Annotated in this window: 13 protein-coding genes; 7 read left to right on the plus strand and 6 right to left on the minus strand. The window is 61.8% G+C overall.

Going from position 1 to position 12092, the window contains the following annotated elements:
* Nucleotides 1-153 precede the first annotated feature (153 nt).
* The 3 genes from rpsI to VFB05_RS10320 all read right to left on the minus strand — a co-directional run bounded on the left by rpsI (nt 154) and on the right by VFB05_RS10320 (nt 1683).
* Nucleotides 154-630: a 30S ribosomal protein S9 gene (rpsI, locus tag VFB05_RS10310; RefSeq protein WP_325011812.1), complete on the minus strand. Its 477-nt coding sequence runs from the start codon at nt 628-630 to the stop codon at nt 154-156.
* 1 nt (nt 631) lies between these two features.
* Nucleotides 632-1096: a 50S ribosomal protein L13 gene (gene rplM / locus VFB05_RS10315; RefSeq protein ID WP_325011814.1), complete on the minus strand. Its 465-nt coding sequence runs from the start codon at nt 1094-1096 to the stop codon at nt 632-634.
* 143 nt (nt 1097-1239) lie between these two features.
* Nucleotides 1240-1683 (minus strand): PaaI family thioesterase, encoded by a 444-nt coding sequence (locus VFB05_RS10320; RefSeq protein ID WP_325011817.1) that lies wholly within the window; start codon nt 1681-1683, stop codon nt 1240-1242.
* Between the two features lie 80 nt (nt 1684-1763).
* On the opposite strand from VFB05_RS10320, the gene VFB05_RS10325 reads away from it, so the two are divergent.
* The 4 genes from VFB05_RS10325 to VFB05_RS10340 all read left to right on the plus strand — a co-directional run bounded on the left by VFB05_RS10325 (nt 1764) and on the right by VFB05_RS10340 (nt 5189).
* Nucleotides 1764-2588 (plus strand): enoyl-CoA hydratase, encoded by an 825-nt coding sequence (locus VFB05_RS10325; protein ID WP_325011819.1) that lies wholly within the window; start codon nt 1764-1766, stop codon nt 2586-2588.
* Entirely contained in the window at nt 2585-3169 is a 585-nt protein-coding gene (locus VFB05_RS10330) for a CoA-binding protein (RefSeq protein WP_325011821.1), read from the plus strand. The genes VFB05_RS10325 and VFB05_RS10330 overlap by 4 nt, the downstream gene beginning before the upstream one ends.
* Nucleotides 3170-3481: 312 nt before the next feature.
* Nucleotides 3482-4768 (plus strand): O-acetylhomoserine aminocarboxypropyltransferase, encoded by a 1287-nt coding sequence (locus tag VFB05_RS10335; RefSeq protein ID WP_325011823.1) that lies wholly within the window; start codon nt 3482-3484, stop codon nt 4766-4768.
* A 73-nt stretch (nt 4769-4841) separates the two neighbouring features.
* Entirely contained in the window at nt 4842-5189 is a 348-nt protein-coding gene (locus tag VFB05_RS10340) for a hypothetical protein (RefSeq protein WP_325011825.1), read from the plus strand.
* Here VFB05_RS10340 and VFB05_RS10345 read toward each other — a convergent pair whose 3' ends face one another.
* A complete protein-coding gene (locus VFB05_RS10345; protein ID WP_325011828.1) occupies nt 5190-6278 on the minus strand; it encodes a COX15/CtaA family protein in 1089 nt (362 codons plus the stop codon). It lies immediately after the preceding gene.
* A gap of 93 nt (nt 6279-6371) precedes the next feature.
* On the opposite strand from VFB05_RS10345, the gene VFB05_RS10350 reads away from it, so the two are divergent.
* Nucleotides 6372-6581, plus strand: coding sequence for a DUF2842 domain-containing protein (locus VFB05_RS10350; protein ID WP_325011830.1), 210 nt, complete (start codon nt 6372-6374; stop codon nt 6579-6581).
* A gap of 12 nt (nt 6582-6593) precedes the next feature.
* On the opposite strand, the gene VFB05_RS10355 is transcribed toward VFB05_RS10350, so the two are convergent.
* Nucleotides 6594-7601: a polysaccharide deacetylase family protein gene (locus VFB05_RS10355; RefSeq protein WP_325011832.1), complete on the minus strand. Its 1008-nt coding sequence runs from the start codon at nt 7599-7601 to the stop codon at nt 6594-6596.
* A gap of 186 nt (nt 7602-7787) precedes the next feature.
* Here VFB05_RS10355 and VFB05_RS10360 point away from each other — a divergent pair, with 186 nt between their 5' ends.
* Complete coding sequence (locus VFB05_RS10360) at nt 7788-8978, plus strand: GNAT family N-acetyltransferase (protein WP_325011834.1); 1191 nt, start codon at nt 7788-7790, stop codon at nt 8976-8978.
* Nucleotides 8979-9003: 25 nt separating this feature from the next.
* On the opposite strand, the gene VFB05_RS10365 is transcribed toward VFB05_RS10360, so the two are convergent.
* Nucleotides 9004-11241, minus strand: a complete 2238-nt coding sequence (locus VFB05_RS10365) for an exopolysaccharide transport family protein (RefSeq protein ID WP_325011836.1) — start codon at nt 11239-11241, stop codon at nt 9004-9006.
* 173 nt (nt 11242-11414) lie between these two features.
* Between VFB05_RS10365 and VFB05_RS10370 the strand changes: the two genes are divergently transcribed.
* A partial coding sequence (locus VFB05_RS10370; RefSeq protein WP_325011839.1) for a polysaccharide biosynthesis/export family protein occupies nt 11415-12092 on the plus strand: 678 nt, incomplete at its 3' end.

Raw genomic sequence — 12092 nt, forward strand, 5'->3', positions numbered from 1 at the left:
CAGCCGCTCGCGGATCTCGAGGCCCGTCGTGCCGGCCTCGCCGTCGATGAACACCCTGGGCGCCATGGTCGCCTCCAAGCCTACAGCCAAAACGAAAAGGGCGCTTCGGAGAACCCGAAGCGCCCTTCGCGGCAGCGAGAGTGTCGCCGCGCGTCAGCGCTTCGAGAACTGGAAGCTGCGTCGCGCCTTGGCGCGGCCGTACTTCTTGCGCTCGACCACGCGGCTGTCGCGGGTGAGGAAACCGCCCTTCTTCAGCACGCTGCGCAGCTCCGGCTCGAAATTGGTGAGAGCCTTGGAGATGCCGTGGCGGACCGCACCGGCCTGGCCCGAAAGGCCGCCGCCGGTCACGGTGCAGATCACGTCATACTGGCCGGCGCGGGCGGCGGCGATCAGCGGTTGCTGGATCATCATTCGCAGCACGGGCCGCGCGAAGTAAACCTCGACTTCACGGGTATTGACGGTCACCTTGCCGGAGCCGGGCTTGACCCAGACGCGGGCGACCGCGTCCTTGCGCTTGCCGGTGGCATAGGCGCGGCCGTATTTGTCGACCTTCTTGACGTATTTCGGCGCTTCGGGAGCGGCCGGCTTGAGCTGCGACAACTGGTCGAGCGACTGCACGGTATCAGCCATCTTATGCGGCCCTCATGTTCTTGCGATTCATCTTGGCAATATCGACCGTCTCGGGCTGCTGAGCTTCGTGCGGATGCTCGGTGCCAGGATAGACGCGCAGGTTGCCCATCTGGACACGGCCGAGCGGACCACGCGGGATCATGCGTTCAACGGCTTTCTCGATGACACGCTCGGGGAAACGGCCCTCGAGGATCTGGCGCGCGGTATGTTCCTTGACGTGACCGACATAACCGGTGTGCTTGTAATAGGTCTTCTGCTCACGCTTGCGGCCGGTCAGCACGGCATGCGCGGCGTTGATGATGATGACGTGGTCGCCGCAATCGACATGCGGCGTGTAGGTCGGGAGGTGTTTGCCGCGCAGGCGCATGGCAACGAGCGAAGCGAGGCGGCCGACGACCAGACCCTTGGCGTCGATCAGCACCCATTTCTTCGTCACCTCGGCGGGCTTTGCCGAAAACGTTTTCATGTGAGCAATCCGTGAAAAAGGGAAAGGCGCACAGTGAGGTGCGCCAGACTGGGCGAGTTTCTAGAGACGTCTTGCGCCGGCGTCAATGTCAAACTGAAGATATAACTCTCGTAAAAACAATGGCTTACAAATATGGTTTTATATTACCTCTGGAATCCATCAGCAACCGGAATGGAATAGGTTGCCGTCACATGCGCGATGACCTCAGGTGACGCCGCCGACATCAGGCTCACTTCGCCGACCGCGAGCCGCTTGCCGAGCTTCAAGATCCGCGCCGCGGCGAGCACATCGTGTCCCGGCACGCCCTTGCGCAGGAAGTTGATGTTCAGATTCGTGGTGACCGCGAGGCCCACCGGGCCGATCGCCGACAGCAGCACGACGTACATGGCGAAATCGGCAAGCGCCATCAGCGTGGGGCCGGAAACCGTGCCTCCCGGCCGCAGCATCTGCTCGCTATAGCGCTGGCGGAGCCGGCAAGAGGCGCCATCGGCCTCCTCGATCAGAATGTCATTGCCGCTGAAGGCTTGGGGAAACTCCGCTCGCAGGAACTTCTCCAGCTCCGGTACCGTCATTTTCGCAATCGTCATGCTTGCCCCTGCCCTCGCCACGTCCTGCTTCTTACATTAGATATGTCAGCCCATCAGCTTACGAGCTAGTGACTTTGCCGATGACCAGCCAAACCGCACGCGCCCCCGTTTCACAACATCAGATCCTGTTGCGTGAGCACGTCGGCAACATCGCGGTTCTGACGCTCAATCGCCCCGACGCGCGCAACAGCCTCTCCGAAGGATTGATCGCTGCGCTCACCGCAGAATTGCGGCACATCCACGACGACGCATCGGTGCGCGCCGTGGTCATCGCCGCGAACGGCAAGGCATTTTCCGCCGGGCATGACATGAAAGAATTGACGGCACGGCGGAGCGATCCCGATCGCGGCCGCGCCTATTTCGCCGAAGTCATGACGGCCTGCAGCACGATGATGCAAGCGATCGTCCATTTGCCGAAGCCGGTGGTCGCCGCAGTTCAGGGCATTGCCACTGCCGCAGGCTGCCAACTGGTTGCAAGTTGCGATCTGGCGGTTGCATCTGAGGCGGCGGGCTTTGCGACGCCCGGCGTCGATATCGGTCTTTTTTGTTCGACGCCGATGGTCGCACTCTCGCGCAATGTTCCGCGCAAGCAGGCGATGGAAATGCTGCTGACCGGCGAGCCGATTTCAGCCGCGACCGCACGCGACGTCGGGCTCGTCAATCGGGTCGTGCCCGCCGGGACCGAACGGGACGCGGCGATCACGCTCGCGCAAAAGGTCGCTAGTAAATCCGCCTATACGATCAAGGTCGGCAAGACCGCGTTCTACCGTCAGGCCGAAATGAGCCTTGCGGATGCCTATCGTTATGCAGCGGAAGTGATGACCGAGAACATGATGGCCCGCGACGCCGAAGAAGGCATTGGCGCCTTCATCGAGAAACGCGAGCCGAAGTGGCAGGATAGATGAACCACGACAACTACGACGACGACTACATCCGCGGAATCCTCAACGGCGTGAAATCGATTGCGATGGTCGGCGCCTCGCCGGCCAATGTGCGGCCGAGCTATTTTGCCTTCAAATATCTGGCGCAGCGCGGCTACGACATGATCCCGGTCAATCCCGGTCACGTCGGCAAGACCCTGCTGGGAAAACCATTCGTCGCATCGCTGCTCGACATCGGTCGGCCCGTCGACATGGTCGATATCTTCCGCAACTCGAGCAACATCATGCCCGCGGTCGACGACGCGTTGAAAATGACGCCCTTGCCGAAGGTGATCTGGATGCAGCTTGGCGCGCGCGATGATGTCGCAGCGGAGAAAGCAGAAGCAGCCGGCATGAAAGTGGTGATGAATCGCTGTCCGAAAATCGAATATGGCCGGCTGTCGTCGGAAATCTCCTGGATGGGCGTGAATTCACGCACCTTGAGCTCCAAGCGCGCGCCGATGCCCACGCAAGGCATGCGGCTGTCGCTCGGGCGTACCAGCGTCGGCGGCGGCACGACCGCCGCGGCCGACCGAGCTTCGAAAAACAGAACCGATCTCACTTGATTGCAGACAACACAATCCTTGCGCATGCGGCGGCGAAGCTGCCAGACCGTTCCAAAATCGGCTGCGAGTGGCTTCGATACCTTGACGCCAAAGCCGGGCGACTTCAGCATGGCTAGTGTGGCGACTCTGACGTTCCTTTCAGTGCCGCCGCGAGTTCTTCGAAGGAACGCCAGAGTCAAAGCCACACTAGAGAACCAGTATTTGCCGGTGTCCCTTTGGTTCTGACATTCGCAAAAGTGCCCGCTGCGATACGATACGAATGTCAGAACCGGGACACCAGAATTGTTTGATGATATGAGGCAGGAAACACCAATGAGCGATCGTCCCCCCGGCTTTTCCACCCTTGCCGTGCATGCGGGCGCGCAGCCCGATCCGACCACCGGCGCGCGGGCAACGCCCATCTATCAAACCACGTCCTTTGTGTTCAACGACGCAGACCACGCGGCTTCGCTGTTCGGCTTGCAGTCGTTCGGAAATATCTACACCCGGATCGGCAACCCGACGCAGGCCGTGCTGGAAGAGCGCGTCGCCGCGCTTGAAGGCGGCACCGCAGCGCTTGCGACCGCCTCCGGCCATGCCGCGCAGGTCGTGGTTTTCCAGATGCTGCTCAGGCCGGGCGACGAGTTCATCGCGGCGCGCAAGCTCTATGGCGGCTCGATCAACCAGTTCACCCATGCCTTTAAAAGCTTCGGCTGGAACGTGGCGTGGGCCGATCCCGACGACATTGAAAGCTTTGAGCGCGCCGTGACGCCGCACACCAAGGCGATCTTCATCGAGTCGATCGCCAATCCCGGCGGCACGATCACCGATATCGAAGCGATTGCGGCGATCGCTCGCAAGGCCGGCGTTCCCCTGATCGTCGACAATACGCTGGCGACGCCTTACTTGATCCGCCCGATCGATCACGGCGCCGATATCGTCGTGCACTCCCTGACCAAATTTCTCGGCGGCCATGGCAACTCGATCGGCGGCATTATCGTCGATGCCGGCACCTTCGACTGGTCGAAGGACAACAAATATCCGATGCTGAGCGAGCCCAGGCCGGAATATCACGGCATCAAGATTCAGGAGACGTTCGGCAACTTCGCCTTTGCGATCGCCTGCCGCGTGCTCGGTTTGCGCGATCTGGGGCCTGCGATCTCGCCGTTCAATTCGTTTCTGATCCTGACCGGAATCGAGACGCTGCCACTGCGCATGCAAAAGCATTGCGAGAACGCGAAGGCCATCGCCGAATGGCTCGCTGTCCATCCGGCGGTGTCTACCGTCAACTATGCCGGATTGAGCGGCGACAAATACCACAACCTCGCCCGGAAATATGCGCCCAAGGGCGCAGGCGCCGTGTTCACCTTCAGCCTCAAGGGCGGCTATGATGCCGGCGTCGATCTGGTCTCGCGCCTGAAATTGTTCTCGCATCTTGCCAATGTCGGCGACACCCGCTCGCTGGTTATCCACCCGGCCTCGACGACGCACAGCCAGCTCGACGATGCCGCCAAGGTCAAATCGGGCGCGGCGCCCGACGTGGTGCGACTGTCGATCGGGATCGAGGACAAGGAAGACCTGATCGCCGACCTCGATCAGGCGCTGCGGCCTGAAGCGTGAAATTCGAAAACGCGTTAACACTCGCTCCGCGCAAAGGTGCTTCAATTATCTGATGATGATTCGGAGTGGAACCATGTTGCGCGGGCTTTTGTTGGCAACGGCTGCGATTTTGGCATTCGCTCCGGCTTTCGCCGCCGATATGCCCGGATCAGGCGCGCGCGTTTTCGTCTATGGCAAGGAACCCCGGCACGGCCGCATAACGGCCGTCGAGAAGGACTCCGATCTTCTCTTCACGCCCTCGGAAGCGTTTCCTTACATCGCCTTCCCGCCGCATACACCGATCCTGCTCGGGTCAGCCACGCTTCCCGGCTACTACGGCTCAACGCATTCGTATGAATATACCGGTCCGTACTACGGCGGCGAGAATATCAACTACCGCTTCCGCCTGCCCTATGCCTGCGGCGTGCTCGGCTACTGTTAGCTAGCGCGTGAGCGTGACAGGCTCGCCGATGCCTTGCGCGACCGGCTCACGCTGAATCCGCGTCAAACGTTCCGCCTGCAACACTGCGAGCGTCAGCACGACGATCGCGACCGCCTGATGGGTGAGCGCGAGATCCATCGGCGCCTGATTGAGCAGCGTAAGGATGCCAAGCGTCGCCTGCAAGGTCACGACGCCGAGCAGCCATAACGCGCCGTCCAGCACCGATCGATCAACGCGCGAGCGAGCCGCGCCGATGGCGTGCAACACCGCGAGGACAAAGAGCGTGTAGGCCAACATGCGGTGCTCGAACTGCACCGTCAGCGTGTTTTCGAACAGGTTGCGCCACCACGGCGCGTCGAAGAACAGCCGTGCGGCCGCCGGAATGAACCCGCCGTCAATATCGGGCCAAGTGTTGAAAATCTTGCCGGCGCGAAGGCCCGCCACCAGCGCGCCGAGATAGAGCTGAACGAAGGTCAGAGCCAGGAGGACGATCGCGGTAAGTTTCAGCCGCGGCGGCGCGCCCAAAGGTGCTGGTTCCCTAAGCCGTCGCAGTGTCCAGACGATGCCGGCAAAGATGAACAGCGCCAGCACCAGATGCGTCGCAAGACGATATTGCGAAACTTCGACCCGCTCTGACAGCCCGGAGGCGACCATCCACCACCCGACCGCGCCTTGCAGCGCGCCGAGTGCAAAAATCCCCCACAACCGCCGCTTCAGCTCCGAGCCGAGACCACCGCGCCACAGAAAGTAAAGAAACGGCAGCAGGTAGGCTGCGCCGATCACCCGCCCGAGCAGCCGATGGCTCCACTCCCACCAGTAGATGGTCTTGAATTCGTCGAGCGACATGCCCGCATTCATCTGGCGGTATTGCGGAATGCTCTTGTAGCCTTCAAAGGCCTGCATCCATTCGGCCTGATTAAGTGGCGGCATGGCTCCGGTGACCGGCTTCCATTCCACGATCGATAGTCCGGACTCGGTCAGGCGTGTGGCGCCACCAACCAGTACCATGGCGGCGATGAGCACGGCGACCGCAATCAGCCACGCGCGGACGGGGCGGATATCCGGGGTTTGGGATGCGGAAAAAGCCATCGGCGACACACTTGATCGAAGTTTCGCGCACCTTATAGTCCGCGCCTTCCCGCGCGCAAAGCACGCATTCGCGACCGAACCGCCTGACCCGTCATGAAAATACGTACCCGAAAACTGCTTGGAACCGTCGCCCTGCTGGTGCTGGCGGCGGTGTGGTCGCTGATGGGAATGGCTGTCGCGCAGATGCCGTGGCTGGCGAATTCGGGTGTATTGCAGGCGGTCTTCTATATCGTGGCGGGCATGGGCTGGGTGTTGCCGGCGATGCCGATCGTGAGCTGGATGTCGCGGCCGGATCCTTCCTGATCACTGCGTCGCCTAAGGCAATGTGGCGCCGGACAGGATCACGCGCATGGCCCGCCGCGAGCTCAACCTTCCGTCCCAGGTTATTCTGGGAAGCGCGAGCAGCGGCGTGTGCCCTGCCGGCTCAATGACACCGGGAATGGTCGAGACCGCGCTGGCGAACCCGGCCTCCTCCGCCATGGCCATGTGCTTGCGTTTCCATGATTGTCGATCACCGAACGGATAGGCGAAATGCTTGACGTCGCGCCGCAGCGCCGCCTCCATGACCGCCTTCCCCATGGTCATTTGCTTGAATGCGGCGGCGTCTTTCATATTCGACAGCACGGGAAAGTTGACCGTGGCGGCGCCAAGCGTCACCAGCGGGTCGGCCGCAAGTTTCGTGAGGTCATCCCAGTCGAGCGCAGCCTCGCGCGACAGACTGGCGAGATCGACTGCGTATCGCGTGCAGAGGTCCTTGATGGACGCCGAAAGCTCTGCCGCCTCGAGCGAACGCAGCCAGTGCGACAGGTAGTCGTAGAGTTCGTACTTCTCGGCGGTGCCTGCGACATCGAAATGCCTTTCCTTGCGGCCCATCACCAGGCTGATGCGTCGCTCCTTTGCGATCACCTGCTCGAGCGCAAGCCACCAGGCCTCACCGATCCCGTCGGGAAAGGCCGTCGGCACATAGACGGTGAAGGGAACGCGGTGCCGCGACAGCACCGGATAGGCAGACGTGATGACGTCCTTGTAACTGCCGTCAAATGTCAGGCAGACAAACCGGTGCGGCGCCGCGAGCGTGACGGCGCGGCGGCAGACCTCATCGATCGAAATGATATCATACTTCCAGCGTTTCAGCGCCCGGATCGCGCGGTCGAGAAAAGCCGGCGTGATTTCGTGCGACCGTAGCGGCTGAAATCGCCCCGCCCGCCGGGGCCGGATACGTTCGAAGCGCAGGATAGCGCCCGCGCCTCTCCGTTTGAACCATGCATGACCGCCGAAATAAGCGAGTTCCAGCTGGAGGCTTGTCAGAAGTCTGGATGACAACGTCTCGCCTTTCAGCACGCCATTTAAAGATGCGACCCGGGATTTCCCAAATCGTCCGTCCAGCCGAATTACCGCCTCACGGAGGTCCTGCTGTCATTACCCTTTGTTGACACTTCTTTGCAAAGGTCGGTTGAAGCAAAACGTTAAGTAATCCCTCAAATCAGGCGTTGCCGACAGGTATTTGCGATGACCATGGCTGCCGCGATCGAAAGCCGGACGGCAGACGCATCGGCTCGGTCGAACTCAAGCCGCATCTCAGCCGTCGATATATTTGATGACTTTGGCCAGTCCGAGACGCTCTGGCGAAGTCTGGAAGACCAACAGCACCTTTCTACCCCGTATCAGCGCTTTGACTTCCTTCGCCCGTGGCAACAGGCAGTCGGAGTGCGCGAGGGTCTTCAGCCGCTCGTTGTCGTCGCCTACGACCACGATCGCGTTCCCTTACTGCTGCTGCCGCTCGCGATCAGGCAGATTTGGGGTGCTCGCATCGCTCAATTCATGGGCGGCAAGCATGCCACGTTCAACATGGGACTGTGGAATCGCGAGTTTGCCGAGGTTGCTTCCCGCGCCGATCTCGAAGTTGTCTTTGCCGCCATTCGCGAGCAGTCTGGAGCCGATGTTGCGGCTTTCCAGCAGCAACCCCTCGCCTGGCATGGTCTGCCGAATCCGATGGCCTTGCTGCCGCACCAGACCTCCACCAACGACTGTCCGGTGATGACGTTCGCACCGGACGCCCCTGCCTCAGGGCGGGTCAGTCATTCCCTCCGCCGGCGCCTCAAGGCCAAGGAAAACAAGCTGAAGGCATTGCCGGGCTATCGCTATTTCGTCGCCACCGCCGACCGCGATATCCAGCGTCTGCTTGACGCCTTTTTCCGGATCAAGCCGCAGCGAATGGCGGAGCAGAAGCTCCCCAACGTCTTTGCCGAGCCGGGCGTTGAGGATTTCGTTCGAGCTGCCTGCATGACACCGCTCACCGGCGGCGGCCGCGCGATCGAGATGCATGCGCTCGAAAGCGACAGCGAAGTGATTGCAATCTTTGCCGGCGTCGCCGACGGCCAGCGCTTCTCGATGATGTTCAACACCTATACCGTCTCGGCAAGCTCGCGCTTCAGCCCCGGGCTCATTCTGATCCGTCACATCGTCGATCACTACGCTGAGCGAGGTTATCGTTCCCTGGACCTCGGGGTCGGGTCGGACAGCTACAAGAAGCTGTTTTGCAAGGCAAACGATCCGATCTTCGACTGCTTCGTTCCGCTGAGCGCTCGCGGCGCGGCTGTCGCCGCAGTTTTATCGGCTGCCAATCGTACCAAGCGTCTTGTCAAACGCAGTCCGGCGCTCTTGCGGCTTGCACAAAGAATGCGGCACGTGTCGCGCTGACAACCATCTTCGCTCCGTAGAGCAATCAAGCCGCGACGACCCGCAGGCTCGGATCGATTGCGTCCGACGGCAGGACCGGCTCGTTCAGCATGGTCACCTCGCCGAATCCAACTGCCCTCAGCTGTTCGCACATTGTGTTGCGGGCGTCAGCGGTCATGGAGGCATCCGGCACCACCACCGCGCGCGCTTGCGACGTCAAGAGCTCGGCCGGCAAATCCGATGCGCTGCCCGCGTCGAGCAGGACGTGGTCATAGACCTTGAGCAGTGCATCGATCGCGAGTGTCAGCCGCGGCGATTGCAACAGGGAACGATCGAAACCGGGCCGTCCCGCGCTGACGAGATGCGCACGCGACAGCCGATCCTTGGTAATCACCTGCGTGAACGAGGCTTCACCGCGCATCAGCTCAGCCAATCCCGGCGCGTTCGGATCGGCGGAAACAGCAGAAATGGTTGGCGAGGCCGCAGCGAGATCCACGACAACGACCTTGGCGCTGCGAGCGATCAGCCGCGCAATCGTCAGCGCCGTCAGGGTAATGCTCTGGCTCGAGGCTGCGCCGAGAAAGGTCACCTTCCGCGCCGCGCTGCCCGCGCCAAGCAGCCTGTCTGCAAGCTGTTCCACTTCGCCGAATTCGGGTTCGATTTCGGGCGCAAGCGGAACCGCGACAGGCTCGATGGCGAGTTTAGGCGCGATGGGATGAGGCTCGATCAACTTGGGCTCGACAATGCCGGGGTCGACGGGGCTGGCGGCGACCTCCATCGCAGATTCGCGCATGGGAACCGGGGCTGACCCGAACGCGGCGGCACGTGGAATGGTCATGCGCAGAAGCTCGCCGGTCACGATCGTTCCGGTCGACAGCATCAAGGTGGCGAGCGTCGCCAGCAATACGATCGGCAGTTTCTTCGGATAGGCCGGGCTGTTCGACACGCTGGCCCGGGAGATGATCCGGCCGTCGGCAGGCGCGGCCTCGATATTCTCTCGCGTGGTCGCCTCGCGATACTTTGCGAGGTAGGACTCCAGGAGATCGCGCTGAGCCTTGGCCTCGCGCTCAAGGGCCCGAGCCTGGACGTCCTGACTATTGGTCGCACTCGCCTGCTTCTTCACTTGATCGAGACCCGCGCTCAGATTATCGACCCTTCCACCGGCAATGCGCGCGTCGTTATCGAGCGAACGCGAAATCTTGCTGGCTTCGTCGCGAATCTGCCGATCGAGATCGGCGAGCTGAGCCTTGAGTTCCTTGATCCGCGGGTGATTGTCGAGCAGCGTCGACGACTGTTCGGCCAGCTGCGCCCGCAGCGTCACGCGTTGTTCGCTCAAGCGGCGGATCAATTCCGAGTTCAAGACCTCGGAGGCTTCAATCGGTTTTCCGCTCTGAAGCATTTCGCGGATCAGCCGCGCCTTGGATTCGGCGTCGGACTTGAGTGCACGCGCATTGTTCAGCTGCGTATTCAGCTCACCCATCTGCTGATTGGAGAGCGTGGTGTTGTTGGTGCCGACGAACAGGCTCGACTTGGACCTGAAATCCTCGACACGGGATTCCGCATCCGCCACCTTCTTGCGCAGGCTTTCGATCTCGCCTGCCAGCCATTGTCCGGCCGACCGCGCCTGATCCCGCCGCGCATCCTGCTGAAGCACGAGGTAACCGTCGGCGATGGAATTGGCGACGCGGGCAGCAAGGTCAGGATCGCGCGACTGAAACTCGATGACGATGACGCGCGATTTGTCGACGGCGTAAGCGGCCAGGCGTTCGTAGTAGGCATCCAGCACCCGCTCTTCCGGCGTCAGCGAGATCGGGTCACGGCCAATCCCGATCAAGGCGAGCAGCGATTTCAGCGGGGAGAAACCGCGCAGCACGGGATCGAATTCCGGCAATTCCGCGAGCTTGTTCTTCTTGATGACGTCGCGCGCGAGCTCGCGCGACAGCAGGAGCTGCACCTGGCTGGTGACGGCTTCGGCATCGAGCGAGTTGCGATCGTCGTTCCGCTCGCCAGTGGGCCGCAGGAAGACGTTCTCGCGTCCGTCGATCAGTATCCGCACCTCGGATTTGTATCGCGGGGTGATCACGTTCACGGCCGCGACCGACAGCACGGCTGCAAGCAAGGTTGGAACGATAATCCAGCCACGCTTGCGCGAGATCGCCTGGCCGATTGCCACGAAATCCAGTTCACCCACCGGGCCGGCCAATGGCCGAGGCGCGGCTGGCGCGACTTTGGGGGCGGACGGCACCGTCCGCGCTTTACCCGAACGCCAGAACGCTAAACGCATCGCTCAACTCCCGCGGGACGCCACGACTCTACGGATGTGGCGCGATTACACGCCATTAAGGTTGCCGCTGGGTTAATTTCGCGCCTTTGGCGGCTTCCGCAGCCGCGCTGGTCATGTTTTGTTAACCATGAAAGTCCTTAATCGGAATCAAGAATTTGACCGTGAGTTCTCAGATGCGAGGCGTTCGCGCCCCCATAGGCTGCTCGTTTGCTGCACTTGCGCTCGCAGGCTGCATGCAGACGACCTATCCGGTGGCATCAGCGCCGCGCAGCGACCTCGACGCGATGGCTTACGGCCAGCCGTCTCCCGCTTATTCGCCCTATCCGGCACGGTCTTATCAGACAGCGTCGGCCAATTCTGGCGGCGCGGCGGTTCACGCCAGCTTTGATAATTCCCCGCGCAATGCTTATGCGGCGACACCGGCGGCAAACGCTTATGCAGCAGCGCCCGCGCCTTCCGCGCATGATGCACCCTATCACCTCGATGCCGGCGACAAGCTGCGCGTCGTCGTCTATGGCCAGGAAGGCCTCACCAATACCTATGCGATCGATGCCGGCGGCGCGATCACCATGCCTTTGATTGGCGCTGTGCCTGCGCAGCGCAAGACGCCGGCGGGCCTTGCCGCCGACATCGCCGCCCGGCTTCGCAATGGCTATATCCGCGAGCCGTCGGTTGCCGTCGAAGTCGAAACCTACCGGCCGTTCTTCATTCTCGGCGAGGTCGCAGCGCCCGGCCAATATCCTTACGTGCCGAACATGAGCGTCGAGAGCGCGGTCGCGATCGCCGGCGGCTTTTCGCCGCGCGCCAGGCGCGACAGCGTCACGCTGACCCATAATGCCGGCCGCACCGTG

Source organism: Bradyrhizobium sp., from assembly GCF_035652035.1.
Taxonomy (GTDB): Bacteria; Pseudomonadota; Alphaproteobacteria; order Rhizobiales; family Xanthobacteraceae; genus Bradyrhizobium.